The sequence below is a fragment of the Bradyrhizobium sp. 61 genome, assembly GCF_023073075.1.
GTDB lineage: Bacteria > Pseudomonadota > Alphaproteobacteria > Rhizobiales > Xanthobacteraceae > Bradyrhizobium > Bradyrhizobium barranii.
Genome location: NZ_JADPIU010000103.1, coordinates 74,315 through 99,428, shown reverse-complemented (window position 1 = coordinate 99,428; position 25,114 = coordinate 74,315). Strand labels below are relative to the sequence as shown.

The 25,114-nt window shown below is 64.9% G+C and carries 33 protein-coding genes; 17 read left to right on the top strand and 16 right to left on the bottom strand.

Features of this window, described 5'->3' with window-relative positions:
* Window position 1: 1 nt before the first annotated feature.
* Complete coding sequence (locus tag IVB46_RS40060) at window positions 2-643, bottom strand: FMN-binding negative transcriptional regulator (RefSeq protein ID WP_247310920.1); 642 nt, start codon at window positions 641-643, stop codon at window positions 2-4.
* Between the two features lie 107 nt (window positions 644-750).
* The gene (locus tag IVB46_RS40055; RefSeq protein ID WP_247310923.1) at window positions 751-1,383 is read right to left on the bottom strand and encodes a TetR family transcriptional regulator; all 633 of its coding nucleotides are present in this window, start codon (window positions 1,381-1,383) and stop codon (window positions 751-753) included.
* A gap of 97 nt (window positions 1,384-1,480) precedes the next feature.
* Here IVB46_RS40055 and IVB46_RS40050 point away from each other — a divergent pair, with 97 nt between their 5' ends.
* From IVB46_RS40050 to IVB46_RS40040, 3 genes are all read left to right on the top strand, one after another.
* Window positions 1,481-2,146 (top strand): O-methyltransferase, encoded by a 666-nt coding sequence (locus IVB46_RS40050; RefSeq protein ID WP_247310926.1) that lies wholly within the window; start codon window positions 1,481-1,483, stop codon window positions 2,144-2,146.
* 222 nt (window positions 2,147-2,368) lie between these two features.
* Complete coding sequence (locus IVB46_RS40045) at window positions 2,369-2,713, top strand: multidrug efflux SMR transporter (RefSeq protein WP_014495640.1); 345 nt, start codon at window positions 2,369-2,371, stop codon at window positions 2,711-2,713.
* A complete protein-coding gene (locus tag IVB46_RS40040; RefSeq protein ID WP_247310929.1) occupies window positions 2,713-3,282 on the top strand; it encodes a TetR family transcriptional regulator in 570 nt (189 codons plus the stop codon). Before IVB46_RS40045 ends, IVB46_RS40040 begins: the two co-directional genes overlap by 1 nt.
* A gap of 12 nt (window positions 3,283-3,294) precedes the next feature.
* Here the strand turns inward: IVB46_RS40040 and IVB46_RS40035 are convergent, their stop codons facing one another.
* Together IVB46_RS40035 and IVB46_RS40030 are read right to left on the bottom strand one after the other, a co-directional pair.
* Entirely contained in the window at window positions 3,295-3,657 is a 363-nt protein-coding gene (locus IVB46_RS40035; protein ID WP_247345361.1) for a hypothetical protein, read from the bottom strand.
* 88 nt (window positions 3,658-3,745) lie between these two features.
* The gene (locus IVB46_RS40030; RefSeq protein ID WP_247310931.1) at window positions 3,746-4,027 is read right to left on the bottom strand and encodes a hypothetical protein; all 282 of its coding nucleotides are present in this window, start codon (window positions 4,025-4,027) and stop codon (window positions 3,746-3,748) included.
* Window positions 4,028-4,063: 36 nt separating this feature from the next.
* Between IVB46_RS40030 and IVB46_RS40025 the strand changes: the two genes are divergently transcribed.
* Window positions 4,064-4,342, top strand: a complete 279-nt coding sequence (locus tag IVB46_RS40025; RefSeq protein ID WP_247310934.1) for a DUF3551 domain-containing protein — start codon at window positions 4,064-4,066, stop codon at window positions 4,340-4,342.
* Window positions 4,343-4,357: 15 nt separating this feature from the next.
* On the opposite strand, the gene IVB46_RS40020 is transcribed toward IVB46_RS40025, so the two are convergent.
* Window positions 4,358-4,585: a hypothetical protein gene (locus IVB46_RS40020; protein ID WP_224580733.1), complete on the bottom strand. Its 228-nt coding sequence runs from the start codon at window positions 4,583-4,585 to the stop codon at window positions 4,358-4,360.
* Between the two features lie 110 nt (window positions 4,586-4,695).
* Window positions 4,696-6,747, bottom strand: coding sequence for an FAD-binding monooxygenase (locus IVB46_RS40015; protein ID WP_247345358.1), 2,052 nt, complete (start codon window positions 6,745-6,747; stop codon window positions 4,696-4,698).
* A gap of 102 nt (window positions 6,748-6,849) precedes the next feature.
* On the opposite strand from IVB46_RS40015, the gene IVB46_RS40010 reads away from it, so the two are divergent.
* Together IVB46_RS40010 and IVB46_RS40005 are read left to right on the top strand one after the other, a co-directional pair.
* Window positions 6,850-7,314 carry a MarR family winged helix-turn-helix transcriptional regulator gene (locus IVB46_RS40010; protein ID WP_071917490.1) on the top strand — a complete coding sequence of 155 codons (465 nt, stop codon included), beginning with the start codon at window positions 6,850-6,852 and terminating at the stop codon, window positions 7,312-7,314.
* Window positions 7,315-7,435: 121 nt separating this feature from the next.
* Window positions 7,436-7,867 carry a hypothetical protein gene (locus IVB46_RS40005; RefSeq protein WP_247310940.1) on the top strand — a complete coding sequence of 144 codons (432 nt, stop codon included), beginning with the start codon at window positions 7,436-7,438 and terminating at the stop codon, window positions 7,865-7,867.
* Between the two features lie 67 nt (window positions 7,868-7,934).
* Here the strand turns inward: IVB46_RS40005 and IVB46_RS40000 are convergent, their stop codons facing one another.
* Window positions 7,935-8,552 (bottom strand): L,D-transpeptidase, encoded by a 618-nt coding sequence (locus IVB46_RS40000; RefSeq protein WP_247311545.1) that lies wholly within the window; start codon window positions 8,550-8,552, stop codon window positions 7,935-7,937.
* A gap of 335 nt (window positions 8,553-8,887) precedes the next feature.
* Between IVB46_RS40000 and IVB46_RS39995 the strand changes: the two genes are divergently transcribed.
* Window positions 8,888-9,919 carry a hypothetical protein gene (locus tag IVB46_RS39995; RefSeq protein ID WP_247310943.1) on the top strand — a complete coding sequence of 344 codons (1,032 nt, stop codon included), beginning with the start codon at window positions 8,888-8,890 and terminating at the stop codon, window positions 9,917-9,919.
* A 377-nt stretch (window positions 9,920-10,296) separates the two neighbouring features.
* Entirely contained in the window at window positions 10,297-10,527 is a 231-nt protein-coding gene (locus IVB46_RS39990) for a hypothetical protein (RefSeq protein ID WP_027530842.1), read from the top strand.
* Window positions 10,528-10,621: 94 nt separating this feature from the next.
* Here IVB46_RS39990 and IVB46_RS39985 read toward each other — a convergent pair whose 3' ends face one another.
* Entirely contained in the window at window positions 10,622-11,404 is a 783-nt protein-coding gene (locus tag IVB46_RS39985; protein WP_247310945.1) for an SDR family oxidoreductase, read from the bottom strand.
* Between the two features lie 129 nt (window positions 11,405-11,533).
* On the opposite strand from IVB46_RS39985, the gene IVB46_RS39980 reads away from it, so the two are divergent.
* Window positions 11,534-11,923, top strand: coding sequence for a hypothetical protein (locus IVB46_RS39980; RefSeq protein ID WP_247310948.1), 390 nt, complete (start codon window positions 11,534-11,536; stop codon window positions 11,921-11,923).
* A 110-nt stretch (window positions 11,924-12,033) separates the two neighbouring features.
* Window positions 12,034-12,282 carry a hypothetical protein gene (locus IVB46_RS39975; protein WP_247310951.1) on the top strand — a complete coding sequence of 83 codons (249 nt, stop codon included), beginning with the start codon at window positions 12,034-12,036 and terminating at the stop codon, window positions 12,280-12,282.
* A gap of 16 nt (window positions 12,283-12,298) precedes the next feature.
* Here IVB46_RS39975 and IVB46_RS39970 read toward each other — a convergent pair whose 3' ends face one another.
* From IVB46_RS39970 to minC, 4 genes are all read right to left on the bottom strand, one after another.
* On the bottom strand, window positions 12,299-12,484 hold the full coding sequence (locus IVB46_RS39970) for a hypothetical protein (RefSeq protein ID WP_028161169.1): 186 nt from the start codon (window positions 12,482-12,484) through the stop codon (window positions 12,299-12,301).
* Window positions 12,485-12,696: 212 nt separating this feature from the next.
* A complete protein-coding gene (gene minE / locus IVB46_RS39965) occupies window positions 12,697-12,978 on the bottom strand; it encodes a cell division topological specificity factor MinE (RefSeq protein WP_063983590.1) in 282 nt (93 codons plus the stop codon).
* The gene (minD, locus tag IVB46_RS39960; protein WP_063983591.1) at window positions 12,975-13,790 is read right to left on the bottom strand and encodes a septum site-determining protein MinD; all 816 of its coding nucleotides are present in this window, start codon (window positions 13,788-13,790) and stop codon (window positions 12,975-12,977) included. The genes minE and minD overlap by 4 nt, the downstream gene beginning before the upstream one ends.
* A 21-nt stretch (window positions 13,791-13,811) precedes the next feature.
* Window positions 13,812-14,510 (bottom strand): septum site-determining protein MinC, encoded by a 699-nt coding sequence (gene minC, locus IVB46_RS39955; RefSeq protein WP_063983592.1) that lies wholly within the window; start codon window positions 14,508-14,510, stop codon window positions 13,812-13,814.
* A gap of 370 nt (window positions 14,511-14,880) precedes the next feature.
* Here minC and panB point away from each other — a divergent pair, with 370 nt between their 5' ends.
* Complete coding sequence (gene panB, locus IVB46_RS39950) at window positions 14,881-15,702, top strand: 3-methyl-2-oxobutanoate hydroxymethyltransferase (RefSeq protein ID WP_247311548.1); 822 nt, start codon at window positions 14,881-14,883, stop codon at window positions 15,700-15,702.
* Window positions 15,703-15,820: 118 nt separating this feature from the next.
* Here panB and IVB46_RS39945 read toward each other — a convergent pair whose 3' ends face one another.
* Entirely contained in the window at window positions 15,821-16,837 is a 1,017-nt protein-coding gene (locus IVB46_RS39945; protein WP_247310954.1) for an ABC transporter substrate-binding protein, read from the bottom strand.
* A 100-nt stretch (window positions 16,838-16,937) separates the two neighbouring features.
* Between IVB46_RS39945 and IVB46_RS39940 the strand changes: the two genes are divergently transcribed.
* The 6 genes from IVB46_RS39940 to IVB46_RS39915 all read left to right on the top strand — a co-directional run bounded on the left by IVB46_RS39940 (window position 16,938) and on the right by IVB46_RS39915 (window position 22,148).
* A complete protein-coding gene (locus IVB46_RS39940; RefSeq protein WP_063983595.1) occupies window positions 16,938-17,585 on the top strand; it encodes a TetR/AcrR family transcriptional regulator in 648 nt (215 codons plus the stop codon).
* Window positions 17,586-17,669: 84 nt separating this feature from the next.
* On the top strand, window positions 17,670-18,440 hold the full coding sequence (locus IVB46_RS39935; protein ID WP_166353007.1) for an ABC transporter permease: 771 nt from the start codon (window positions 17,670-17,672) through the stop codon (window positions 18,438-18,440).
* A 30-nt stretch (window positions 18,441-18,470) separates the two neighbouring features.
* On the top strand, window positions 18,471-19,508 hold the full coding sequence (locus tag IVB46_RS39930; RefSeq protein ID WP_247310957.1) for an NAD(P)-dependent oxidoreductase: 1,038 nt from the start codon (window positions 18,471-18,473) through the stop codon (window positions 19,506-19,508).
* Window positions 19,495-20,316 (top strand): GNAT family N-acetyltransferase, encoded by an 822-nt coding sequence (locus IVB46_RS39925; RefSeq protein ID WP_247310961.1) that lies wholly within the window; start codon window positions 19,495-19,497, stop codon window positions 20,314-20,316. Before IVB46_RS39930 ends, IVB46_RS39925 begins: the two co-directional genes overlap by 14 nt.
* A gap of 6 nt (window positions 20,317-20,322) precedes the next feature.
* The gene (locus IVB46_RS39920) at window positions 20,323-21,378 is read left to right on the top strand and encodes a dihydrodipicolinate synthase family protein (protein ID WP_247310964.1); all 1,056 of its coding nucleotides are present in this window, start codon (window positions 20,323-20,325) and stop codon (window positions 21,376-21,378) included.
* Window positions 21,366-22,148, top strand: coding sequence for an ABC transporter ATP-binding protein (locus IVB46_RS39915; RefSeq protein WP_247310967.1), 783 nt, complete (start codon window positions 21,366-21,368; stop codon window positions 22,146-22,148). The genes IVB46_RS39920 and IVB46_RS39915 overlap by 13 nt, the downstream gene beginning before the upstream one ends.
* Window positions 22,149-22,277: 129 nt before the next feature.
* On the opposite strand, the gene IVB46_RS39910 is transcribed toward IVB46_RS39915, so the two are convergent.
* The 3 genes from IVB46_RS39910 to IVB46_RS39900 form a co-directional block, all read right to left on the bottom strand.
* Window positions 22,278-23,369 carry a substrate-binding domain-containing protein gene (locus IVB46_RS39910; protein ID WP_247345355.1) on the bottom strand — a complete coding sequence of 364 codons (1,092 nt, stop codon included), beginning with the start codon at window positions 23,367-23,369 and terminating at the stop codon, window positions 22,278-22,280.
* Between the two features lie 173 nt (window positions 23,370-23,542).
* Window positions 23,543-23,800: a hypothetical protein gene (locus IVB46_RS39905; RefSeq protein ID WP_014495671.1), complete on the bottom strand. Its 258-nt coding sequence runs from the start codon at window positions 23,798-23,800 to the stop codon at window positions 23,543-23,545.
* Between the two features lie 64 nt (window positions 23,801-23,864).
* A complete protein-coding gene (locus IVB46_RS39900; protein WP_247311551.1) occupies window positions 23,865-24,848 on the bottom strand; it encodes a DUF2778 domain-containing protein in 984 nt (327 codons plus the stop codon).
* Between the last annotated feature and the right edge of the window lie 266 nt (window positions 24,849-25,114).

Below are 25,114 nucleotides of genomic sequence, written 5' to 3'. Positions count from 1 at the left end.
TTTAGAGCATCTCATACCCCAGCCCCGGCCGCAGCGCCTGCATCTTCCGCGCCAGCCGCCGGTACCCCGTCTCCTCCGACCGCGCCAGCTGGTCGGCGACCGCGACATGGTCCGCATCGCTCTTCTGCTGATTGAGCTTGGCCTGTCCCTCGACCGTGTCGACCACGAGATCGACGACCCGGATCGCGGCCAGCATGCTCTCGCGCTTGCCCGGCTCCATTTGCGCGAGGTCCCAGGGCTGCTTCGGCAACCGCGCCTCGGACACCGCAAGCAGCGCATCGCCATGCCCGCGGTTCTCGTCCAGTTCGCGCAGATGCGCCACGCCCGACAGGTGCACGGCCTCGTAGAGCCAGGTCGAGACATTGTCGCGCGAAGCGTACCAGTCGTTGGAGATGTAGGCGTCGTCGCCGGCAACGATCAGCAGGAAGCGCCGCGTGCCGTCCGCAAGCGCAACGAGCGGATTCTTGGCGGTGAAATGGATCTGCACGATCACCTGCCCGTTGCGCCAGTCCAGCACGAACGGCACGTGCGAGGCCCGCGGACCGTGCTCGTCCGCCGCGACGATCATGCCGAAGCCGCGTTGCCCGGCAAATTCCAGCGCGCGCTGCTCCTCGATGCGAAACTGGGGACGAAGCAGATGCATGGCGCGGCGCTCGATGGCTCGAATAGGGGACGGCGAGCGAAGGCTAACCCATGACCCGGCAAAATCTGAAGAATAATCGGCCCGCAAACGCCGATGTCAGCAATGCCTCAGCGCCGCGCCAGCGTCGCAAGATAGGCGCAGAACATGTCGGCCATGGCATCGGCATAGACTGCGATCTCCGTCTCGCTCCGCGTCTCTTCCGAAAAACTCTTGCCGACCTCGCTCAGCGTCGCCGTGATCAGCTCGCCGGCGAGGATACGCGTCGCATCCGTGGCTTTGGGCAGCGTCTCCCGCATGAACGCGGCGACGATTCCCTCGCCGGCTGCCCGGGCGTCCTGCGCCTCGGGCGCGTCGCGATACAGCGGTGCAGCGTCACTGAGCGCGACGCGGATCGCGGCCTCCTCGCACTCAGAACGAATGAAGGCATGGACCAGCGCGCGCAGCCGCGCCGGTGGCGGCTTCGCCGCATCCGCGAGGATCCCGCGCAACAGCTCGCTCGTGCGCCGCCACTCGTCGCTCTGGAGGCGGAACAGGATCGCCGCCTTGTTCGGAAAATATTGGTAGAGCGATCCGACGCTCACACCGGCCCGCTCCGCGACCCGCGCCGTGGTGAAACGCTGCGCTCCCTCCTTGGCCAGGACCTGAACAGCGGCATCCAGAATCGCGGCCACCAGCCCGCTCGATCGGGCCTGTTGCGGCTGTTTTCGCGAGGAAATTGAACGGCTTCGGCGATCGGCCATGGCGTGCTCGGGCAATGCGAATAGGAAATGCGACGAATTAGTCGTATTTCAATCCCTGCGCAAGCACGCGCTTCTTCGCGAACTTCGGAGACATCAAATGACCACCCCGACCATCACAACGCTTGCGCCGCTGCTGGATCGCCTGTTTGACGAGGCCGAAGCAGCCAGGGGCGCAACGCATGCCGCCGTCGCCGATTTGTCCGCCGCGGACCGGGCGCGGATGATGCAAAGCAAGATCGATTACCGCGACCTCTACGGACGCTTGAAGGACGCACCGCTCGCGGTCTCGCGCGAGACGGGTCACCTGCTCTACATGCTGGCGCGCAGTTCGCGCGCCAAGGCGATCGTCGAGTTCGGCACCTCGTTCGGCATCTCGACCCTGCATCTCGCCGCAGGCTTGCGCGACAATGGCGGCGGCCGCCTCATCACCAGCGAGTTCGAGCCGTCCAAGGCGGCGCGGGCGCGGGACAATCTCTCGGCCGGCGGGCTGATCGATCTCGTCGAAATCCGCGAGGGCGACGCGCTGAAGACGCTCAGCGCCGATCTGCCCGACACGATCGACCTCGTGCTGCTCGACGGCGCCAAGGCGCTCTACCCGGAGATCCTGGATCTGGTCGAAGGCCATCTCAAGCCGGGCGCGATCATCGTCGCCGACAATGCCGACGACAGCCCCGGCTATCTCGCGCGCGTACGCAGGCCCGCAAGCGGCTACATGTCCACGCCCTTCGCCGAAGACGTCGAGCTCTCCGTGCGGATCAGCTGACGTTGCATAAAATCGACACTCTGAGCCGTCGTGCGATCTGTCGCGCGGCGGCTTCGTCTTTTCGGCGAAACAGCCGAAACTCCGGCAAACCGCGGCCAACAGGCTCCGGCCTGTCGCAGGCTCGTCACTCACACGTGATACCTCCACCCGCCAAAAGCCATGTTCCGCGTGCTAAACATACCTACCGCGCGGTATCTTTCGCGCGCCACATCTGAGCTCGCCATGACCTCCGCCTTCAATGCCTACGCCGCGCTTGCCCTCGCCATCGTCTTCGAGGTGACCGCGTCCGCCTTCCTGCAGCAGTCCGCGCAGTTCACGCGGCCATGGCCGACGCTGGCCATGGTGCTGTTCTACGTCGCCTCGTTCTACGCGCTGTCGGTGGCGATCCGGGTCATTCCGCTCAGCATCGCCTACGCGATCTGGGGCGGCGTCGGCATCATCCTGACCGCGACCGTCTCCTTCGTGCTGTTCCGCCAGATGCTGGACGCCGCAGCCTTCGTCGGCATCGGGCTGATCGTGTCAGGGGTCGTGGTCATCAACCTGTTCTCGCAGACGACGGCGCATTGATGCCGGCCAGCGCCTACACCCGCGCCAAGCAGCCCGAGCAGGTCCGGCGCGCCCTGCTCGACCATGCCGCGGCGATCGCCATGGATCACGGCGTATCGGGGATCACGGTGCAGGCGGTGGCGGCGGCGGCCGGCGTCACCAAAGGCGGGCTGTTCCATCATTTCGGCAGCAAGCAGGCGCTGATCGAGGGCCTGTTCGCCGATCTCCTCGGCCGCGTCGATGCCGAGATCGACGCCGCTATCGAAGCCGACCCGAAGCCGCGCGGCAGCTTTACGCGGGCCTATGTCAATGCGGTCTTCACCGGCAAGGCCTTCGGCTTTGCGACGCCCTGGGCGGCGCTGAGCATGGTCGTGGTCACAGATCCGTCCCTGCGCCGGCTCTGGAACGACTGGATGAAGGCGCGCCTGAAGCGTCACCGTACGACCGACGCGGCGCCCGAACTCCACGTCGTGCGCCTCGCCGCCGACGGCGCCTGGCTGTCCTACATCACGACGGGACAGACGCGCATGGGCGCGGAGTTGCGTGCCGTGCACGACCGCCTGATCGCACAGACCTATCGGCGCGGATAACCGGAACGACAGCTATTGGCTCTGCACTGCCTTGGGCGGACGCGGCGCGGATTTGGCCGGCTTTGCACCGGACTTGGCCGCCGCGCGCGGCGGCGGTTCGTCGACGGACACCAGATAGGCGGCGAGCGCCTTGGCGGAGTCGGGGCTGGTTACGTAATGGTCCTTCAGGAACCAGGCGAGCGTCAGGCTGAAGCGCCCTTTCGCCAATCCCCGCGGGCTGCGATGGCAGGTCGCGCAGCCGTCCGCGAAGAGCTTTGCGGCCGGCTTGCCGGCATCGAGATTTTGCGCGGACGCGACCGTCACCGTCAGCGCCGCGGCTGCGAGATTCACCAGGGGCGCGATCACGTCGCGCCCCGGTCGAAACAGCGAAATCAATGTCGCCCCCTAGAGCGTTTTCGAGCGAAGTGGATTCCGGTTCGCGTAAAGAAAACGCGTCAAAAGAAGAATCGGCCCCGTCGCGCGGTCACGCCGCCAACAGCTGATCGAATTCGGGCGGAGTGTAGGCCTTGCCGTCCGGGTCGGTGATGACGACCTTCCATCCCTCGCTCGCCCATACTTTTGCCTTCGCCACGATGAGCAACCGGCTCTCGCGGGCAAAACTGCACTTCTCATTGTCGCGTTCTGCGACCATTTTATAGGCCAATGCGCATCCCCTTGCGTCGCTCTGCACCCGCTCCCTCGTGGCAGCGGGCTTTGGCGGCAATTCGCCGGGAGCGTGGCAATTTGGTGCCATCGACGGCAGCATTGTGCCCTGGTTCCAACTGAGCGACGGAGATTGATCGTGCGCAGCATCAAAAATGCGATTCTGCTTGTCGCTGGCTTGCCTGGCGTGGCGCTGCTTGCCACCGCACCTGCGCGGGCGCAGACCTACGATCCGCGCTATCCCGTCTGCATCGAGATCTACACCATCGACGGCAGCAGCATCGATTGCAGTTTCACGTCGATCGCGCAGTGCGCCGCGACTGCTTCCGGGCAGTCCGCCCAGTGCTACGCCAACCCTTATGCCCTGCGGAGCCGGCCACCGGGCCCGGGTCCATCGCCGCCGCGACGGAACCGTTAGGATATTGCGATCCGCTCAGTGGACGCGGATGATATGGGGACGCCCGAGATCGATCAGCCCCTGCACCGCCGAGAGACGGTCGTCCAACGCTGCGATGGTCAGCAACAGGTTGTTGCGGCGCTCGTCGAGCATGCCCATCTCGGCACCGGTGAGCTTCGTGCTCGTCCGCTCCTTGTGAATCCCGTCGAGGGATTTGCGCAGCCCGGCGATCAGGCTGGACAGCTGTTTGGCCTCCTTGGTCATCGACCGCTTCGCGACATTTTGGCGGCGCGTCTCCGCCTGGCTCTGTCTCATCGTCATCCTCCCGTTGCCCCGCTGCCCCGAGTGGATGCTTACAGCTTTGAGTACACATATTACGATCGATGAAATCTGCCCGCGAAGAACTTTCTTAAATTGGACAAGCCGGGAACCTGACTCGAACCAAACGGAAAGCCCGGCGCGAGGACCGGGCTTCCGTTGGCAACGCCAGGGCTGTTTAAGCGCCAGCTCGCTTGCAGCATGAACGCGTCGAAGTACGCCGCGAGCGCAGAAAAAGCGTCGATCGGAAGAACCTGCGCGACATATTGGTCGGGGCGCACCACGACGATGCAGCCAGCCCTCCGATCGATACCGCGCATGGTGAAAACGTCCTGGCCGCTCTTGAGGTCCGGACAGAACATCTTCTCGTAGTCGATCAAGCCGTGTCGCCCCTTGCGCGGCAGCAGCAGCGCCGGCATCGCCTCCACGGCGAGCGCGCGATGATCCTGCTGGAAGACGGCACGCAGGTCGATCACGCTGTCGATGTCGGCTCCAGCGGGCGTATGGCGACGGGCCGGCGATTCACGGGCCTCTGCGAGAAAATCACACAGCGCGCGGATCGCCGATCCCGCGGCGGCGGGATCCTCCGCGGGCGAGAACGCGTAGATGCGGAAGCGGCCATCAGCCTGCGATGCGTGGCCGAGATGGACAGGCTTGGCATCCCCGAGCCGAATAACCGGCGCGGAATGGAAGCGCGTGCCGATGACGAGGCCTTCGGCAAGATGCTGGTGTGATGTCGCGCCCGTGAGAAGCGAAGAGCGGTAATGCGTCGCCGTGCCCGCGGTGTAGCGCCCGTGCCTCACAAAATAATCCTGCGTCTTCGCCGCATCGGCGCCACCGGCCTTGGCGGCGGAGGCGAGAATGCCCGCCCATTCGCGGTCGAAATCGATCAGCTCCTTCGCCACCGCCTGGCGCTCGGCCGAATAGGAATGCAAGAGGCCCGGTGCACACTGCCCCCGGAGGACGGCGGCGAGCTTCCAGCCGAGATTGAAAGCGTCCTGCATCGAGACGTTCATGCCCTGCCCCGCCTTCGGGCTGTGGGTGTGGCAGGCATCGCCGGCAATAAAGATGCGCGGCAGGCGGCTCGCGATCTCGGCCTCCGGCACGTCGTCGAACTTGTCGGTCAGGCGCTGGCCGATCTCGTAGACCGACCACCAGGCGATCTCCTTCACGTCAAGCGTATGCGGCTTCAGGATCCGCTGCGCTTTCGCAATCACGTCATCGGCGGTGATGTTGCGATTGGCGACGCGCTCGCCGACATCGAGTTTTGCGAGCTCGACATAAAGGCGGACCATGTAGCCGCCCTCGCGCGGAATGATCAGCAGGCTGCCGTCCTTCGCCGACTGGATCAGGGCCTTGAAGCGGATGTCGGGAAAATCGGTCACCGCCAGCACGTCCATCACGCCCCAGGCGTGGTTGGCGGAATCGCCATGCAGCTCGCGGCCGATCGACTTGCGCACCGTGCTGCGCGCGCCGTCGCAGCCGACGACATAGCGCGCCTTGATCGTCTCGATCTTGCCCTCGTTTGCGCCATCGCCGCGCTCGAGCCGCGCCGTCACGGCATGGTCGGCGGGACCTGCCGCCGGATCGACCTCGAGGTCGAGCAGGCGCCGGTTGTAATGCGGTTCGAGCTTGGCCGGCGATTTGCGCATGACATCGAGAAAGCCGTCATGGATGCGCGCCTGGTTGAGGATGACATGCGGGAATTCAGACAGCCCGTCCTCGACATCCTGCACACGCCCGCTGCGGACGATCGTCTCGGGCTTCCGTTCGTCCGGCTTCCAGAACGTGGTCTCGTTAACCCAATAGGCTTCCTTCAGCACGCGCGCGCTAAACCCATAGGCGTGGAACATCTCCATGGTGCGGCAGGCGATGCCGTCGGCCTGCCCGACCAGCAAACGGCCCGGCTTCTGCTCGACGATGCAGGTCTTGATGTCGCCGAATTGCGCAAGCTGGGCCGCGAGCGTCAGGCCCGCTGGGCCGCAGCCGACGATGAGGACATCGACCTCTTCAGGCACGGCCCCGGATGCGCCCGAAGCCTGAATGCGATCGGCGGGATCGGCGATTTCAGGATCGCCCGGCTGAAATCCATTGAGATGGAATTGCATGAGCACCTCTCCCGTCAACGTCTTCTTCGATATTGCTCAGTATGCTGACTATCAGTATACTTGTCAACGATCTGCGCATTCCCTGCCGCAACGGAGAATTCGGTGAAAGACAACAACGACATGCCCGGGCACCTGGCGCGCCGGTTCCAGCAGATCGCGGTGGCGGTGTTTCTGGCCGAGGTCGGCGAAGCCGGCTTCGACCTGACGCCGGTGCAATACGCAGCCCTTGCGACCATCAAGGCCAATCCGGGGCTCGACCAGGTGACGCTCGCAGGATTGATTGCCTACGACCGCACCACCATCACCGGGGTCATCGACCGCCTCGTCCAGAAAGGCCTTGCCGAGCGCCGCGCCTCCAGCCGCGACCGCCGCGCCCGCGAGCTCGAAATCACCGACGAGGGCCGACGCACGCTGCGCAAGATCACTCCGGCCGTGGAGTCCGCCCAGCGCGTCATGCTGCGCGGTCTCAGCGCGAAGGAAAGTGAAGAGCTGATGCGGCTGCTGCGCAAGGCCATTGCCGCCGGCAATGAGCTCAGCCGCGCCCCGCTGCGCGAGCTGGAGGCATGAACCCCGTATTTCCATCCGTAATTGTCGCAGTGCCGCGAAACCTGGAACTAACCTTCGGCTGCTAGGGTCGGCAACATTCGGCGTTTAACGCGCGATTTACTTTGCCGCTCGGGAGTTTCGGATGTTCAGGTTCCTCATTGCGGCGACGGCCATCGCGCTCTCGGCCGGTCCTGCGCTTGCCAACGGCCATGGCGGCGGCGACCCTGCTCCGCCGAAGCCCGAGGCCACGACCGCACCAGCAAAGGTGATCCTGACCAAGCAGGGCCCCACGCTCGTCGACCTCAAGGGCATGACGCTCTACACTTACGAGCGCGACACCACCGGCAAGACGTCGAACTGCAACGGCAAGTGCGCCGAGAGCTGGGTACCGCTGCCCGCAACGGTCGACGCCAAGGCCATCGGCGACTTCACCGTGATCAGCCGCAACGACGGCAGCAAAATGTGGGCGTACCGCTATCGTCCGCTCTACACCTCGCCGGCCGACAAGGCGCCAGGCGATGCCAACGGCAATGCCACGACGCTGCAATGGCGCGTCGCCCGGCCTGAGAACTAGGTCTCAACCGGCAACCCTGCCCACGACGAAAGCCTCGTGAGCAGTGGAATGACCGATCGCACCGCGCTTACCCGCGCCAGCTAGACCCCGCGGCGACCCGCGCGTTCTGCCCGGGCGGCAGCACCACCACCGTCGCATTCAGCTTCACCCGGTCGAACAGATCGATCACGTCCTCGTTGCGCATCCGGATACAGCCGGACGAGATCGCCTGCCCGATATATTCCGGCTGGTTGGTGCCGTGGATACGGTAGAGCGTGTCCTTGTTGCCGAGGTAGAGATAGATGCCGCGCGCGCCCAGCGGATTGGCGGGGCCACCGGCGACGCGCGCCGGATATGGTCCGAGCCGCGCCTGGATCTCCGCTGTCGGAACCCAGTCGGGCCATTCCGCCAGACGACCGACGCGCGCGACGCCGGAGAAGGCCATGGCTTCCTCTCCGACCGCGACGCCGTAGCGGATCGCCTTGCCTTCGGGCAGCACGAAATAGAGATAGCGCGCATCGGTATCGACCAGGATCGTGCCCGGCTGCTCCTTGCGCGGGTAGTCGACGATATGACGGAGATATTGCTCCGGCACGTTCGCCTGCGCGTAGGGCGTGTGCGCAAGCAACTGCCGGTCGCGCGGCGTCATGCTCGCATCCGTCGATGGAGAAAGCGTCGTCTGCATGCAGCCGGCGAGCGGAAGCATGGCCATGACGAACAATACGATTAGAGATTTTGGCACCACCGGCCCCCCGATAGCGGATAGTTGCGCTCCCAGCGACGCCAGATGCTGCCCAAATCGTGCTGAAAACAAGGCAATGCGGAACACGTGCCCGTGTTCGACTGGCATGGTTCCATCACCACAAACGGCGAAGAACCGTCGCACAGTCTCCATCCCCTCGCCTTGCTTTGGTCAAACCCGGCTGGACTCGTGGCTCATCGTGCGGACTCATCGGATTTGGGATGGGTTCACCTCGACAGATCGGCTCGCGCCAATGCGGACGCCCATACTTTAAACACTCGGACTTCAAAGGAGCTGCGATGCTCGCGACGCTGAACTCTAGGCAAATCGTCGATGAGATCGTGAAGGACACGGTCAAGGACAACGATCCGCACGACGCCGTTGAGATTTCACCCGACATGGTGCTGGCTTCGCGCCCCATCAGTGGTGCGCCCGCGTTGGCCCCTGAGATCGCAACCCGTCCAGAGCCGAAAATAGATCCGAAGTTCGCGCCGGAGCGCACCATCAATCCGGAGCCGAAATTCAGTCCCGTCCTGGAGCCGCAGACGGCAGCGCCCTCGGTCGACACCGCCGTGCGCGTCGCCGCCAGCGATGGTCGCCGGCAGAAGCGATCCTCCGCCGGCAAATGGCTGCGCGGCGCGTTCGTCATGATCTTGTTTGCGGGCGGAAGCGCGGCCGCCACTGTCGCCTGGGAGAAACATGGCGACACGGCCAGGCAGATGCTCGCCGAATGGACACCTGCATTGACTGCGTTGACTTCGCTGTTGCCTTCGACATCGCGAACGGCGGCACCGGTGACCGCCGCGCCGGTCACCGCTGCGCAGGCCGCGCCGCCCGCGGAGCCAGTCGCAACGGATCAAGCGGCGGATCAAGCTGCTCAACCTGCGACGCCGCCTCCGGTTCAGGTTGCAGCAGCCGCACCTGTCGCAACACAGCCCGATCCCGCGCAGTCGGTCCAATCGATGACGCGCGATCTCGCAGCGATGGCGCAGCAGATCGAAGCGCTCAAGGCCAACATCGCCGAGCTGAAGGCCGGGCAGGAGCAGATGGCGCGCGAGATGGCGAAACCGCCCGCGCCAAAGCCGGTGGCTGAGGCCAAGCCGGTCGATCCGCGCGCGCGCGTGTCCACGCTCCCGCCGCGATCTCCGGCGCCTCCGGTTCGCAAGCCGAAGCCGGTCGCGTCGCAAACCTACATGCCGGCCTATTCGCCCGCGCCGCCTGCACCTTCGCAGGCTGCCGCGGTCGCGCCGACAGCAGCCCCGGTCGCCACGACGCAAGCAGTTGCCGATGACGACGGACCTGTCGTGCGTCCGCCGATGCCGCTGCGCTAGACCAAGCGTGAGCGCAGCGTCGCTGTCGCGACGTCGCCCAAGCTGTCCGAGTCGATGCGACGCGTTGAGTCCGGGCAATTACGGAGACCGATATTTCGATCGTCTTCCGTCAAGAGAAAAGGCCGTCGGGATTTATGCCGCCGGCCTTCTCTTGCAGCTGCCGGTTCCCGGAGCCCGGTTCTGCTGCAATTCCATGCCTTATGATCACGTCGACATATTTAATAAAATCTTAACGCACACAAATGCTGCACATGATTTCTGCGCCATAAGCACAGAGATTGCGCGACCTGTTCATTCGAAAATATCGACTCAGTGGTATCATCCGGGATGTGTTGAGACTTCCACTGAAGCTCACGTCGTCACACCGGGGAAATCGAATGCCCTACTATTCCTTCGATCTCGTGGTTGGTGAAGAGTTCAAGAACCAGGGTGGAATCATCCTCGAAGACATCGAGGTCGCTTCCGATCGCGCCGTTCAATTGGCTACCGAGCTGTCGCAGGTGAAGCCGGAGCTGCAACGGAAGGGTTGCGCGGTGCGCGTCACCGATCGCGATCACAACGAGGTCTATCGCACGCCGCTCGATCCCGTACCGGCATGGCGACGCTAGGCCACGGCGTTTCGAGCGATTTGGAAACCGGTTCGCGTAAAAGCGCGTCGAACCGGGACTCAAAAGCGTCGTTCCGAGTCATCGGAACGGGGCCTTAATCGTCCAGCTCCGGCGGCTCGAACCAGTTCGTCAGCGACAATCCGCCGTCGACGACGAAGGCTGCGCCGGTGACGTAACCCGAGAGCTTGTTCGACAGCACCGCAAGCGCCATCGGCGCGAGGTCCTTCGCCTCGCCGAGACGCCCGAGCGGAATGTGCTTCGCCAGCGAGGCATCGGCAACGAACCCGCCCGCCGCGATCGCGCCGGGCACCAGCGCGTTGACGCGGATGCCGTGACGCCCGAGCGTCTTCGCGAGCTCCTTTACCAGCATCGCCATCCCCGCCTTCGCCGTCGAATAATGCGGCAGGTTGCGCGGCGTGCCCGCGTGCAGCGAGGTGAGAAACAGGAACGAGCCGGGCCGTTTCGCCGCGATCAGCCGTTTTGCCAGCCCGCGCGCCAGATGGAATCCGGCATCGAGATTGACGGCATGCATCTCCTGCCAGGTCTTGCGGTCGACCGCGAGCGCATGATCGGCCTCCCGCCGCGGCGGCGATGCGCTGTGCACAAAATGCGAGACCTCGCCGAGCGCCTCAGCGGCGGCCAGCAGGGCATCGCAAGCGTCTGACCTGGCGAGATCGCCGACCCACGGCACCGCCAGTTCAGGCCTGCCGCTCGCGCTGATCGCCGCGCTCACCCGTTCCAGGCTCACATCGGCGAACACGGTCCGAACGCCCTCGCCGACCAGCGCCTGCGCAATCGCGCGGCCGATGCCGTTGCCTGCGCCGGTGACGAGGGCCGTGTCGCGTGCGGGGTCGAACGGCGTGCTCAACAGGCTCATGTCGCTCTCCTTGGCCAGGACGGGGTGACGATAGCGCACCGCACCGGGGAGCGACAAATACGTCCCGGCACCATTGCGGAGTGGCTTGCCGGACGCTAGCCTCCCAAAAAAACGGAGGAGATATCAAGGATGCGCACCGGTTTCCTGATTGCAGGTCTGTTACTGCTCGCCGCGCCGGCCCAAGGGGCGGACCGTGCACGCTCGACCTATGTGACGATGGTCTTGCAGGCCTTCGCCGCCAAGGTGGAATGTCCGAACACCGATCTCGTCTATCAGGACCTCGTGCAGAAGGCGCAGCAGATGCAGCTGCCGGACGGCACCACCGAGAAGGTGCGCAAGGCGATTGCCTGGATGCACACCGGCGGCAAGATGGGCGAGAAGCAGGACGACGATTTGATGGCCGAGGTCGCGGTCGCGACGCAGGCGACCGACATGGACCAGCGCCGCCTCGGCATGCCGGGCTGGTGCGAGGCCCAGAAGACCAACCTCGCCGGCCTGATCCGCAGCAAGGGCGGCTAGGCGCTCTCTCGCCGCGTTAAGCACGCTGCGGCGCAACCGTCGCGGCGGCTAACTATCGTCATAATCCTCGACACCATGCGGCCTCTTCGAATTCGAACGGGAGAGCCCACATGCGGAGTATCCATATCGTTTTCGCCGGCGCATTTGCGGCCGCCATGGTGCTGACCGCGCCCGCCCTGGCGAGGAATTCCGATGCCCAGAAAGGCGAGGAAAAATCCACCTCGTCATCCTGTAGTGCCTACCAGCAGGCGCCCGACGGCTCGTGGGAACCGCTCCCTTGCAAAGAGACAGGCGAGCGTCCCCAGCCGCAGACACAAAATCGCACTACGCAGCCGGGCGCCGACCGCGGTGAGCGCTGAGCGCGCTGGCCGCGGATCAGCTCTGGTGCGGGCCGCGGATGATCTTCATGGCGTCCTCGATGTGACGCCACTCCTTGGCCTCATCGGCCTCGCCGCGGCCCTCACAGGCCTGGGCCTGCTCGGCGGCCTTCGCAATCGCAGCGAAACCATGTTTTTCCAGCATCTGGCGCGCGATGGTGTGGACCTGGATCTCGGATATCATGGGCGCTCTCCTGTTCAGGAAACCGCAGCGCCTGGCTTGGCGCTCCGCCGCCTCTGACAACGATTTCGCCGCAGGTCCCGTTCCGCCCACGATCGATCACATCGGCAGGCCTGGAATTTGACGTGACGAGCAAGCAAGACAAAGGCGGTCCGCTATGCCCAGCGGACCGCCTTCTCACCCACCCCAAATTTGCATTGTACCGGCCGGATCCCCTACCCGACCGCCGCGCGCTTGCGCTCCAAATCGTTCGGCACCTCGATATCGACCTCCAGGGTCGATACCTCGTCGCCGCGCTCGAGCCGGACGATGACCTTGGTCGGGTCCAGCGTGACGTGCCTGGACACGACAGCAAGAATTTCCTCGCGCAGCACGCCGAGCAGATCGGGCTGGCCGCGCAATCCGCGTTCATGGGCAAGCAGGATCTGCAGCCGTTCGCGTGCGACGGGTGCCGAGGCCTTCTTGCCGCGGAGAAGCCGAAGCAGACCCATGCTCATGCAGCCCTCCGTCGCAGCAGACGATCCATGAAGCGCCTGCGCTCGGCCGGAACCTGCATCGCCACGGTGTCGCCGCACAGCCGCCGCGCCGCGTCGATATAGGCCCGTGCGGGTGCGCCGTCCACGTTCGACAGCGTCACCGGCGTGCCGACATTGGAGGCCTTCAACACGTCCTGGCTCTCGGGGATGATGCCGAGCAAGGGCGTTGCGAGGATTTCGAGGATGTCGTCGATGGTCAGCATCTCGCCGCGCGCGGCGCGCGAGGCATCGTAGCGGGTGATGAGAATGTGCTTCTGGACGTGCTCGCCCTTCTCGGCCCGCACCGTCTTGGAATCGAGCATGCCGATGATGCGGTCGGAATCGCGCACCGAGGAGACTTCCGGATTGGTGACGATCACGGCCTCGTCCGCAAAGCGCATCGCCATGGAGGCGCCGCGCTCGATGCCGGCCGGGCTGTCGCAGATCACCCAGTCGAAGCGGTCGCGCAAATCGTCGATGACCTTGCCGACGCCCTCTTCCGTCAACGCGTCCTTGTCGCGGGTTTGGGAAGCCGGCAGCAGCCAGAGATTCTCCAGCCGCTTGTCGCGGATCAGCGCCTGTGGCAGCTTTGCGACACCCTGCACCACGTTGATGAGATCGAACACGACGCGGCGTTCGGCGCCCATGACGAGGTCGAGGTTGCGCAGGCCGACGTCGAAATCGACGACGACGACCTTGTCGCCGCGCTGCGCCAGCGCAGCCCCCAACGCGGCGGTCGTCGTGGTCTTGCCGACCCCGCCCTTGCCTGATGTCACGACCAGTACCTTACTCATCTGAAATGTCTCCTTTGCTGGTCAGTTCAGTGCTGTAATTCGCATGGTATTCCCCTGCAGCCAGGCCTGCGCCGGCTTGCCGCGCAAAGCGGCGTCGATGTCGTCCGCAGTCTGGTAAAATCCATCAATTGCAAGCAGTTCAGCCTCGATCTTCTGACAATAGATGCGGGCGCTCGTGTGCCCATTGACCCCCGCCATGGCACGGCCGCGGAGCGCGCCGTAGATGTGGATGGAACCGCCGGCGACGACTTCGGCGCCGGAGCCGACCGAGCCCAGAATGGTGACGTCGCCCTCCGGGAAGATCACGGTCTGGCCCGAGCGCACCGGGCTATCGAGCAGGAGCGAGGTCGGCTTGGTTACGGCCTTCGCCTCGGCCTTCTTCGGCGCGCTCGGCTCGACCACGCAGCTGCGCCCTCCCGAGAGCAGCGGCGGCATGGTCGGCGTCAGCCGGCCCTCCTCCACCCCCTCGATCCCGAGCACCCGGATGTTGCGATCCTGGAGGCTCGTGAGCAGATGGGCGATGCCGGACTGGCTGAGATCGACCGAGGACAGATCGATCACCACGGGCCGGCCGGCGAAGAAACCCGGCGAGCGCGCAATCGTGGCGTCGATCTCCTGCAGCCAGTCCTGGATCGGAACCGTCGGCACGAACACGAAGGCCACGTAGGAGCGCCCGCGCAGGCGAACCATTTGGCGTTGGACTTTTGCTGCAGCCTCCATAGCGGCCGACTCGATCCCTGTTATTGAATGGTTAACGATGCGGCGAATTTGGTTAATGGCTGGTTAATTTATCCTAGGGCACGTGGGGGTGTGGACGGGCTGGGCCTGCGGAAGGGCTTGGGCGAGCGCTTCCGCGCAACACACCGCTGTCATGCCCCGGCTTGACCGGGGCATCCAGTACGCCGCGGCTTATCCGCATCATGGCACGGCCTCTGGAATACTGGATCGCCCGCCTACGCGGGCGATGACACTGAGAATGTCGAGACAGTGGGCCCTCACGCCGTCCATTGTGATCGCAGGCCCGACCATCCGGATTGACATGCTCATGGCATCTGGTTTCGATCCGCCTCCCCCGCAGACGGAGCCGATCATGTCAATTCAGTCTTCCATCAGGCGCAAGACCGCGCCGGACATCCGTGCACGCAAGCGGGGCGAGCCGATCGTGATGCTGACGTCCTATCACGCGCATACGGCCGCACTGGTGGATCGGCATTGCGACGTCATCCTGGTCGGCGATTCCCTTGGCAACGTCATGCATGGCTTCGAGACGACGGTGCCGGTTACGCTCGACATGATGATCCTTCAGGGCGCCGCGGTGATGCGCGGCTCGAAGCAGGCGCTGGTCGTCGTCGATATGCCGTTCGGCTCGTATGAAGCTTCCAGGGAGCAGGCGTTCAACTCCGCGGTGCGGATCATGAAGGAAACGCAATGCGGCGCGGTGAAGCTTGAGGGCGGCGTCCGCATGGCCGAGACGATTGCATTCCTGTCCGGGCGCGGCATCCCAGTGATGGGGCATGTTGGCCTCACACCGCAATCCATCAACACGCTCGGTTCGTTTCGTGCCCAGGGGCGCAACGAGGTGGACTGGGGCCCGATCGAGGACGATGCGAAGGCCGTCGCCGATGCCGGTGCATTCTCGGTCGTCGTCGAAGCCGTGGCCGAACAGTTGGCGCGCAGGATTACGGAGACGATTGCGATCCCTACCATCGGCATCGGTGCGAGCGCTGCCTGCGACGGTCAGGTGCTCGTGCTCGAGGATATGCTCGGGCTGTCGCCACGCACCCCGAAATTCGTCCGGCGGTACGGCAATCTTGGTCCGGCCATCGAAGCGGCGATCGAAGGCTATGCCGCCGACGTGCGGTCACGCGCCTTTCCCGGGCCCGAACACGTCTACGGGATGAAGAAAAGCTGAGGATAGCACCGTAGCCCGGATGGAGCGCACCGAAATCCGGGACAGCGCATCCTCAGCGGCAGGTTTCCCGGATTGCGCTTCGCTCCATCCGGGCTACAAGCGGAAGCGTACGGGTGCCCTACTTCTTCACCTTGCTCGCATCCATCTTGACGGCGGGATCCAGCATCTTGGTCGTGAAGGCCGTAGAGACGTCGAACGGCTTCTCCATGCCGAGATAGGTCTGGACCAGCTCATAGTCCTTCTTCATCCGCTCGCCGTCGATCCAGCCGAGACCCTTGGCGGTCGTGAACTCGTCGGTCATCAAATACTTGATGCGCTCCCACTGGCGTTCCTGGTTCTCCTTGTCGAGACCGGAGACCTGGTCGAGCAGCGCCTTCAGGCACGGCGTGACGTCGGCGACGCAGGCGGCAAAGGCCTTCTGCGAGACGCGGACGAACTCCTCGACCAGCTTCGGGTTCTTCTGGAGATAGGCGCCGTTGACGATCAGCGAATTGCCGTAGGGGTTGAGCCCGATGTCCTTCCAGTTGATGAAGCCGAGATCGGACCCGAACTCGATCACCTTGAGATCGTGCTCGTTGTAGAAGTCGCTGATGATGTCGACGGTATGGCTCTTCAGCGCGGCGATCTTCGCGGTCGGGCCGATATTGACGAAGCTGACGGCATCAGGCGCGATGCCTGCGGCCTTGGCAAAAGCTGGCCACATCACGCGCGAGGCGTCGCCGGGCGGGTTGCCGATCTTGTGGCTCGGAAAATCCTTCACGCCATTCACGCCGTAGCTCTTCAGCCAATAAAACGTCTGGCCGGTGTTGGCGTAGATGCTCATCAGCGCGACGTCGTCGGCGCCCTTGCTCTTGGCGACCAGCATGGTGGCGAGATCGGCGATGCCGAACGGCGAGCCGCCGGAGCCGACCTTGGCGGCGGAGACGCCGGAGCCCTTGCCGACCTCGATGGTCAGGTCGATGCCGGCCTTCTCGTACCAGCCCTGCGCCTTGGCGAAATAGAACGGCGAATGGTCGGCCGTCGGTGTCCAGTTCAGGATCAGGTTGACCGCCTCCCCCGCGCTCGCCGGCACCGCCGGCACACCGAGCATCAGGGCCAAAGCCAAAGCCGAGCCCACAGCCTGCAAACGCTTCATCGCATCCCTCCTCATTGCCGCGACCCGGCTTGTCGCTCTCCCCATGTGAGGATACCAATGCAACAAGCCCGCCCTCGACTTGTCAACTGTCTGGTTGGAAATGCCCGCAAAACGTTCAGGCGACACCGTGCCGCAGCGGCGCGATCCCGTCGCCACCCGCAAGAAGCTGCTCACCGCGGCGCGCCTGGAGTTCGCCCGGCACGGCTTTGCCGGCGCCCGCGTCGACGAGATCGCCGAGCGCGCGGGCGTCAACAAGCAGCTCGTCTACCACTACTTCGGCGACAAGGACGCGCTCTATCTCGCCGTGCTCGAATGGGTCTACGCCGACATCCGCGAGCAGGAACGCCAGCTCAACCTCGAAGGCCTGCCGCCGGAAAAGGCGATCCGGAAGCTGATCGAGGCCTCGTTCGATTACCTCGCAACAAACCCCGATTTCATCGTGCTTCTGAACGACGAGAACCGCGGTGGCGCCCGCCACGTCCGCGGCTCGACCCGGCTGGAGGCGATGCATTCGCCGCTGGTGAAGAGCGTCTCCCACATCCTCCACGAGGGCGTTCGCACCGGCGTGTTCCGCAAGGGGATCGACCCGATCCAGCTCTATATCTCCATCGCCGGCCTCAGCTATTTCTATCTCTCCAACACGCCGACGCTGTCGGCGATCTTCGGCAAGGACCTGTCGAGCCGGGCGGCAAGGCGCGCCCGCCGCAGGCATGTCGTCGACCTCTTGCTGCATTCGCTCCGGCCCTAATCAACCAACTGGTTGAAACTTTCTGCAAGGCCGGTTAGGCTGACGGACAGCGGCAAGGTCGCCGCTGGCAACAGGGAGCAACCGGTGACCGGAGACGGCGCACGCACCTCGCGCAGCTTTGCGATCATCCTGATCGTGCATCTCGCCGTGCTCGTGCTCTGGCAGGTCGCGGTCGATGCCTTCCACGTGCCGAAATTCATCCTGCCCTCCCCGCTCGCGACGGTGCAGACGCTGGGCACCGCGAGCTATGCCTGGGGCGCCAACACGCTGGTCACCGCCATCGAGATCCTCGGCGGCTTCGCCCTCGGCGCGTTCGTCGGCGTCGCGCTCGCGGTGATTTTCAGCTGGGCACCGCTGCTGAGCCTCGTGCTGCTGCCGCTGTTCGTGACGATGAACATGATCCCGAAGGTCGCGCTCGGCCCGCTCTTCATCGTCTGGTTCTCCTACGGCATCGTGCCGAACATTTTGATCGCCTTCAGCATCTGCTTCTTCCCGATCCTGCTGACCACCGCGCGCGGCCTGCGCGAGGTCGAGCCGGACCTGCTCGACCTCGTCAAATCGCTGCGCGGCTCGCGCTGGACGCTGTTCCGCAAGATCCAGTTGCCGGGATCGCTGCCTTACGTGTTCTCCGGCATGAAGGTCGGCGCCATCCTCGCGGTGGCCGGCGCCATCGTCGGCGAGTTCATCGCCTCCGAGCGCGGGCTCGGCTATCTCATGATCCAGGTTCAGTCGTCGCTCGACACGCCCGCGATGGTGATGGCCGTCGTGCTGCTGACCCTGCTCGGCGTCGCTCTCTACGGCCTGGTCCTCGCCCTCGAACGCAGGTTCGTGGTCGGCGATGCCAGGCAAACTTGAAACGGCAGAACTAACGACAAGGACCGATCCATGCTGCTCACCCGCCAGACGCTGCCGAAGACGATCCCGGATATCGCAGCCCTCGACGATCTCCTGTGCCGGCCGACCCAGGCGCTGATCGACGACCTCAAGAAGGTCAAGGGCGACATCATGATCCTCGGCGTCGCCGGCAAGATGGGACCGACGCTGGCGGGGCTCGCGAAAGCCGCCGCACCCGATCGCCGCGTCATCGGCGTCGCCCGCTTCAGCGACGCGAGCGTCAAGGACTGGCTGCACGCGCGCGGCGTCGAGACGATCAGTTGCGACCTGATGGACGAGAGCGCAATTCACGCATTGCCGAAGGCGCCGAACATCGTCTTCATGGCCGGCCGCAAGTTCGGCGCCGAGGGCGACCTGTCGCTGACCTGGGCGATGAACGCGCATGTCCCGGCGCTGGTCGCGCAGGCCTTCCCGACGTCGCGCATCGTGGCGTTCTCGACCGGCTGCATCTATCCCTTCGTCCCCGTCGACCGCAAAGGCGCGACCGAGGACATGGCGCCGAACCCGCCCGGCGAATACGCCCAGTCCTGCGTCGGCCGCGAGCGCATGTTCGAGTATTTTTCGCGCAAGTTTGAAACGCCGGGCCGGCTGTTCCGGCTCAATTACGCGATCGACATGCGCTATGGCGTGCTGCACGACATCGCGACAAAGGTGCTCACGGGAACGCCAATCGATGTCAGTCTCGGCCACGTCAATTTCATCTGGCAGGGCGATGCATCCGCGCAGGCGCTGCGGTGCCTTTCGCATTGCACCGCGCCGACCTCGCCGATCAATGTCAGCGGCCACGAGATTTTGGCGGTGCGAGATCTCGCAGCAAAATTCGGCGCGCGCTTCGGCCGCGCGCCGGTGCTGACAGGCAAGGAAGAGCCGACGGCCTGGCTGACCGACACGTCGAAAGCCGTGGAGCTGTTCGGCCTGCCGGTGGTCGACACCGAGCAGTTGATCGCCTGGACCGCGGACTGGGTGTCCCGCGCCATGCCAAGCCTCGGCAAGCCCACCAAATACGAGGTGCGCGATGGACGCTACTGACGGTTCGCCCATCCTCAAGCTCGGCGTCGACGACGCGATCGCCGGGCTGGTGCTGTCGACGGAAGCGCACTGGAACCAGACCGAGGAGGACTGGCGAATCTTCCTGCACGAGGGCGTGGTGTTCGGTATTCGCGACGGCCTACGGCTGGTCGCGACCGCGGCGCTGCTGCCCTATTCCGGCAACAACGCCTGGATCAGCATGGTGCTGGTATCAGGCACGCATCGCCGCCGCGGCCTCGCCACCCGGCTCGTCGATGCCTGCCTGGAAACCGCGCGCAAGAACGGCCTGACGAGCTGGCTCGACGCGACGCCCGACGGCGCCGCCGTCTACGGGCCGCTCGGATTCACGCCGACGCTGCAATTGCGCCGGCTGAAGCTGGTGAAATCCGGGCGAGCCGAAGCCCCACCGTCTTCATCGGCGACCATCGATGCGCTGCGGGCGCGGGACCGGCGCGCCACCGGTTTCGACCGCACCGCGCTCCTCGCCGCCATCGCCCTGCGCTCCGGCTCGCGCATCGTCGCCGCGCATGGCGCCATCGCGCTGGTTCGCGACGGCCGAACCGCGCGCCATATCGGACCGTTGCTTGCCAACAATGCCGCGCCGGCGTTGGCCCTGGTTCATGCGATCGCGCGCTCCGAGACCGGCCCGATTCTGATCGATGCCGTTGCGTCGCAAGCCGCATTCCTGGACGGGTTGACCGCCTCGGGCTGGACCATCGAGCGGCCGTTCCAGCGCATGCGGTTCGGCCCCGCCACCACCGCTGCCAAGGATGCGCCATTCGCCGTCGCCGGCCCTGAATTCGGATAGGACATCATGCACCACGGCCAGATCAACAGCGACGTCCGCAAGCTGATCGCCGACGGCACCGTGCTGCCGGCGCACCCCCTCGCGCTCACGGCGGAGCGCCAGCTCGACAAGAAGCATCAGCGCGCGCTGACGCGCTACTACATCGACGCCGGCTCGGGCGGCCTTGCGGTCGGCGTCCACACCACGCAATTTGCGATCCGGGACGTCGGCCTCTACCGTCCCGTGCTGGAGCTCGCCGCCGAGACCGCAGCCAGCTGGACCAGACGTCCGCTGGCGATGGTCGCGGGCCTCGCCGGCCCGACCCAGCAGGCGACGGCTGAGGCCCGCACCGCGCGCGATATCGGCTATCACGCAGGGCTCCTTAGCCTCGCCGCGATGAAGAGCGCCTCCGAGGAGGAGATCATTGCGCATTGCACGGCTGTCGCCGCCGAGATCCCGCTGGTCGGCTTCTATCTCCAGCCGGCCGTCGGCGGGGTCGTCCTGTCGAGCCGGTTCTGGCAGCGCTTCGCCGCGATCGACAATGTGATCGCGATCAAGATCGCGCCGTTCAACCGCTATCGCACGCTCGACGTGCTGCGCGGCGTCGCGGCGGCCGGTGCGCTCGATCGCGTCGCGCTCTACACCGGCAACGACGACCACATCCTGCTCGATCTGATGCTGCCGTTCGATCTGCGCGACAACGGCATCACCACACGCACCTACTTCAAAGGCGGTCTGCTCGGGCATTGGTCGGTGTGGACCGCGAGCGCCATCAAACAGTTCGAGCGCTGCAAGGCGGCGCGGCACAAGGAGGCCGTGCCGGCCGATCTGCTCGCACTCGATGCCCGCGTCACCGACTGCAACAGCGCCTTCTTCGACGTCGCCAATAATTTTCACGGCTGCATCGCCGGTTGCCACGAGGTGCTGCGGCGTCAGGGCCTGATGCAGGGCCTGTGGTGCCTCGACCCGAACGAGGGCCTCAGCCCCGGCCAGAAGGAGGAGATCGACCGCGTCTATCGCGAGCACGCCGACCTCAGCGACGATGCGTTCGTCGCCCCCAATCTGGACAAATGGCTGGCATGAGCGCCGAGCCCTTCATCAGCCTGAGCGGCGTCCGAAAGGTCTATCGCAGCGGTGGCGCCGAGTTCCTGGCGGTGTCCGACGTCACGATGGACGTGCAGGAAGGTGAGCTCGTCTCGCTGGTCGGCCCCTCCGGCTGCGGCAAGACCACGGTGATGAAGATTTTGGCCGGCCTGCACGGCGCCGACGGCGGCACCGTCAGAATTGGCAATGCCAAAAGCCCGTTCGATCCGACCCGCGACATCGGCATGGTGTTCCAGCAAGCGCTGCTGCTGAAGTGGCGCACCATCCTGGACAACGTGCTCTTGCCGGCCGAGATCGTTGGCCTGCCGATCAAGGCCGCGCGCGAGCGGGCGCGCGATCTGCTCAACCTGGTCGGGCTTGCCGGCTACGAGCAGAGATATCCGCAGCAGCTCTCGGGCGGCATGCAGCAGCGCACCGCGATCGCGCGGGCCTTCATTCACGATCCAAAACTGATCCTGATGGATGAGCCGTTCGGGGCGCTGGACGCCTTGACGCGCGAGCAGATGAATCTGGAGATGCTGCGGATCTGGCGCGAGAGCGGCAAGACCATCATCTTCGTGACGCACTCGATCCAGGAAGCCGTGTTCCTGTCCTCGCATTGCGCCGTGCTGACGGCGGGGCCTGCGAAGATGGCCGACTACTTCCCGATCGACCTGCCCTTCCCGCGCGACCTGCCGCTGAAGACGACCGACGCGTTCGGCGCCTATGCAAGGCGGATCTATGCGAAGCTTGGCTTGGGGGCGGCTTGAGTCCGTAGCCTGGATGGAGCGAAGCGTAATCCGGGGCGGTGCCGTTGACGTGCGAGATCCCGGATTTCGCGGCGCTCCATCCGGGCTACGGAAGCGGGGCGCGGCGTAGTCACCGCGCCCTGCTCGTCATCAAGTCTTATTCCGCATCTTGCTGAGCAAATAGTTGTCGTAGAAGTTTTCCGCGATCTGCGTATAGAACAGCAGCTCCTTCATGTAGGCGTCGTGGCTTTCCTTGGTGCGCTTGAACAGGTCGCTCTTGGCGGCGAGCTCGTTCAGATGCTCCTGGGTCGCGTTGTAGCAGGCTTCCAGCACCGGCTGCGGGAACGCCTTCAGCTCCGCGCCGTTGGCGATCAGTCGCTTCAGGGCCGCCGGATTCACGCTGTCGTATTTCTCCAGCATCCAGGCACCGGCCGCCGAGGCGGCCTGATTGACGATCGCCTGGTACTGCTTCGGCAAGCTCGCCCACTTCTCGTCATTGACGATCATGTGCAGCATCGCGCCGCCTTCCCACCAGCCGGGGAAGTAATAGTACTTGGCGACCTTCTGGAAACCGAGCTTCTCGTCGTCATAGGGACCGACGAATTCAGCGGCGTCGATCGAGCCCTTCTCCAGCGCCGCATAAACGTCGCCGCCGGCGAGCTGCTGCGGCACGATGCCGACCCTGGCCAGCACGTGGCCGCCCATGCCGGCGATGCGGAATTTGAGGCCCTTGAGATCGTCGACGGTCTTGATCTCCTTGCGGAACCAGCCGCCCATCTGGGTGCCGGAATTGCCGCAGAGGATGGCGTGCGTCTTGAACGGCTTCAGCGCCTCGTTGGTGAGATCGGCGCCGCCGCCGAAATACCACCAGGACTCCTGGTGGCGATGGTTCATGCCGAACGGCGCGCCGGTGGCGTAGGCCAGCGCCGGCTCCTTGCCGATGTAGAAATACAGCGGCGTCTGCGCCATCTCGACGGACGCGACGCTGACGGCATCGAGCGCCTGGAGGCCGGGAACGAGCTCTCCGGCCGCAAAGGTCTGGATCTGGAATTTGTTGTCGGTGGCTTCCGCAACGTATTTCGCAAAGGTCTGCGCCGTGCCGTAGATGGTGTCGAGCGACTTGGGGAAGCTCGAGGTCAGGCGCCATTTGATCTCGGGCGCGCCTTGCGCAATCGCAGGTGCAGCAACCAGCGTCGTCGCGCCGGCGACCGCGCCGCCCTTGAGGAATGTACGGCGTTTCATGTTGGGGTCTCTCCCTGGAAGTTTCAAACATATCGGCGTCTGGCGACGGTCTTCGCGGACCGTTTGCCCGTTCCTATAGCGGAGTTCAAGCTGGGAGCGGAAGGCCTGCCGGCGTCCATAGCCCGGATGGCGCGCAGCGCAATCCGGGCGACGAGAGCGCGTTGAAAGGCCGCTCAGAGCAGCTTCGCGCTCACGAACAGCGCGCGCACGGCGTTGGTCGCCTGCACCGCGAGCATGGCGTTGTCGGCGGCGCCTTCGAGCGCCGCGACCGCCTCTTCATGGAGCGAGCGGAATTCCATCCACTCGACCGATTTGAAGTTGGTGAGGAATTGATAGGCCTGGCCGACGGTCGCAATCGCCAGCGTGTCGCCGTTCAGCTTGATCTTGAACGTCGTACGCAGCGGGGTCTCGGAACTTTGGGGATCACTCATGGGCTGCTTCTGGACGAGGTCGGCTTAACGAAGGGGAAACGGCAGCCCCGCCGTCCAGCAAATATCAGGAGTCGGTGCTCGCCCGCTGCGAGGCGGTCGCCGATCCGCGCAGGTTAGGCACGACGACCAGGCGGTTGAACTCGCCATTGTCCCAGGCCTTCAGGAAGCGATCATAGTCCTTGATCGAGACGCAGCCATTGGAGTCGCCGCGTGGCCCGAGCATGTAGTTGTGGGTGAGCAGGCCGACGCGGCCGAGCGCACTGGTGCCGTCAGTGGGCGTCAAGCGCAGGGCACGGACGCCGTGGAACAGCTTTTCGCGCGGCTTCAAATCATAGGTCGCCGGCGGGGTCGCGCCAACCATGCGCTGGTCGACATGGTCGGGGTCGTCCATCAGCGCGCCCATGCCCGAATGCGCCTCCAGCGCGACGCCGCTCGGCAGGTAAAGCGCCTTGGCCTTGATGTCATAGACCGCCGTGCGTGAATCGTAGCCGAGCGCGGCGAGATCAGGCGCCCTGCTGAGCAGGCCGTCGCCGGGAGTCAGTGACGCCAGCTTGATCTTGTCGGTGAATTTTTCGAAGAAGTTGCGGTTGTCGACCCTGGGGTTGGTCTCGGCATAGGCTTGGCTCGAGGCGATCTGGGACGCGAGGTCTGCCTGGGCCGGGCGCGAGCGCGGCACCGGGATGGCGTCGGCGCGCTGCGACGGCCTCGTCTCGTCAACCACGTGCCGGTCGTCATCGGTCAGGGTCGAGCCGGTCAGGGTCGAGCGCCAGTCGTCACCCTGGAGTTTTTGGGCCAGCATCGCCTTGGCGTCGCGCAGCTTGAGCTGGACCACGCTCACCGCGGAGCGCTCCAGCGTCCGCAGGCCGAAGTCACGGGCAGGCGGGCTGCTGGATACCGAAGCGAAACGGTCGTCAAACGAAGGGCCATTGGCCGGAGGCAGTGCGGTGGCCGGAGGCAGTGAGGCGGTGACCAGCGGCGCCGAATCGCCCATGTCTGCAACCCAGGCGGCCGCTCCCAGTGCCAGCGCGACGGCTGCCAAAGACAGCAGTATCGTCTCCGCTCGCCCAATACGGCGGCGCGACAACAGCCTTTCGGCGCTTGCGCGGTCGGAAACCATCAGATCCCCAAATCAACCCCCGGAGGGGCCCAACCCCCGTCCGGAGACTCTATACCAGCTATCGCATTGGGAGCCAGCTCTATGATGGAATTGTGGCTCGGTAAAGAAAAGTTAGAAGCCCTTACAAAATAAGGGTTTTTGGCAAACACTCCGGGCCACGTTTTCACGCGTTGGCCCCGCTTTTCCGGCGAGTCGGT

What these genes read in the sequence shown, in the direction of transcription:
- IVB46_RS40060 (WP_247310920.1), bottom strand. Translation starts at nt 643, where the DNA reads ATGCATCTGCTTCGTCCCCAGTTTCGCATCGAGGAGCAGCGCGCGCTG.
- IVB46_RS40055 (WP_247310923.1), bottom strand. Translation starts at nt 1,383, where the DNA reads ATGGCCGATCGCCGAAGCCGTTCAATTTCCTCGCGAAAACAGCCGCAA.
- IVB46_RS40050 (WP_247310926.1), top strand. Translation starts at nt 1,481, where the DNA reads ATGACCACCCCGACCATCACAACGCTTGCGCCGCTGCTGGATCGCCTG.
- IVB46_RS40045 (WP_014495640.1), top strand. Translation starts at nt 2,369, where the DNA reads ATGACCTCCGCCTTCAATGCCTACGCCGCGCTTGCCCTCGCCATCGTC.
- IVB46_RS40040 (WP_247310929.1), top strand. Translation starts at nt 2,713, where the DNA reads ATGCCGGCCAGCGCCTACACCCGCGCCAAGCAGCCCGAGCAGGTCCGG.
- IVB46_RS40030 (WP_247310931.1), bottom strand. Translation starts at nt 4,027, where the DNA reads ATGCTGCCGTCGATGGCACCAAATTGCCACGCTCCCGGCGAATTGCCG.
- IVB46_RS40020 (WP_224580733.1), bottom strand. Translation starts at nt 4,585, where the DNA reads ATGACCAAGGAGGCCAAACAGCTGTCCAGCCTGATCGCCGGGCTGCGC.
- IVB46_RS40015 (WP_247345358.1), bottom strand. Translation starts at nt 6,747, where the DNA reads ATGCAATTCCATCTCAATGGATTTCAGCCGGGCGATCCTGAAATCGCC.
- IVB46_RS40005 (WP_247310940.1), top strand. Translation starts at nt 7,436, where the DNA reads ATGTTCAGGTTCCTCATTGCGGCGACGGCCATCGCGCTCTCGGCCGGT.
- IVB46_RS40000 (WP_247311545.1), bottom strand. Translation starts at nt 8,552, where the DNA reads ATGCTTCCGCTCGCCGGCTGCATGCAGACGACGCTTTCTCCATCGACG.
- IVB46_RS39995 (WP_247310943.1), top strand. Translation starts at nt 8,888, where the DNA reads ATGCTCGCGACGCTGAACTCTAGGCAAATCGTCGATGAGATCGTGAAG.
- IVB46_RS39990 (WP_027530842.1), top strand. Translation starts at nt 10,297, where the DNA reads ATGCCCTACTATTCCTTCGATCTCGTGGTTGGTGAAGAGTTCAAGAAC.
- IVB46_RS39985 (WP_247310945.1), bottom strand. Translation starts at nt 11,404, where the DNA reads ATGAGCCTGTTGAGCACGCCGTTCGACCCCGCACGCGACACGGCCCTC.
- IVB46_RS39980 (WP_247310948.1), top strand. Translation starts at nt 11,534, where the DNA reads ATGCGCACCGGTTTCCTGATTGCAGGTCTGTTACTGCTCGCCGCGCCG.
- IVB46_RS39975 (WP_247310951.1), top strand. Translation starts at nt 12,034, where the DNA reads ATGCGGAGTATCCATATCGTTTTCGCCGGCGCATTTGCGGCCGCCATG.
- IVB46_RS39970 (WP_028161169.1), bottom strand. Translation starts at nt 12,484, where the DNA reads ATGATATCCGAGATCCAGGTCCACACCATCGCGCGCCAGATGCTGGAA.
- minE (WP_063983590.1), bottom strand. Translation starts at nt 12,978, where the DNA reads ATGAGCATGGGTCTGCTTCGGCTTCTCCGCGGCAAGAAGGCCTCGGCA.
- minD (WP_063983591.1), bottom strand. Translation starts at nt 13,790, where the DNA reads ATGAGTAAGGTACTGGTCGTGACATCAGGCAAGGGCGGGGTCGGCAAG.
- minC (WP_063983592.1), bottom strand. Translation starts at nt 14,510, where the DNA reads ATGGAGGCTGCAGCAAAAGTCCAACGCCAAATGGTTCGCCTGCGCGGG.
- panB (WP_247311548.1), top strand. Translation starts at nt 14,881, where the DNA reads ATGTCAATTCAGTCTTCCATCAGGCGCAAGACCGCGCCGGACATCCGT.
- IVB46_RS39945 (WP_247310954.1), bottom strand. Translation starts at nt 16,837, where the DNA reads ATGAAGCGTTTGCAGGCTGTGGGCTCGGCTTTGGCTTTGGCCCTGATG.
- IVB46_RS39940 (WP_063983595.1), top strand. Translation starts at nt 16,938, where the DNA reads ATGCCCGCAAAACGTTCAGGCGACACCGTGCCGCAGCGGCGCGATCCC.
- IVB46_RS39930 (WP_247310957.1), top strand. Translation starts at nt 18,471, where the DNA reads ATGCTGCTCACCCGCCAGACGCTGCCGAAGACGATCCCGGATATCGCA.
- IVB46_RS39925 (WP_247310961.1), top strand. Translation starts at nt 19,495, where the DNA reads ATGGACGCTACTGACGGTTCGCCCATCCTCAAGCTCGGCGTCGACGAC.
- IVB46_RS39920 (WP_247310964.1), top strand. Translation starts at nt 20,323, where the DNA reads ATGCACCACGGCCAGATCAACAGCGACGTCCGCAAGCTGATCGCCGAC.
- IVB46_RS39915 (WP_247310967.1), top strand. Translation starts at nt 21,366, where the DNA reads ATGGCTGGCATGAGCGCCGAGCCCTTCATCAGCCTGAGCGGCGTCCGA.
- IVB46_RS39910 (WP_247345355.1), bottom strand. Translation starts at nt 23,369, where the DNA reads ATGAAACGCCGTACATTCCTCAAGGGCGGCGCGGTCGCCGGCGCGACG.
- IVB46_RS39905 (WP_014495671.1), bottom strand. Translation starts at nt 23,800, where the DNA reads ATGAGTGATCCCCAAAGTTCCGAGACCCCGCTGCGTACGACGTTCAAG.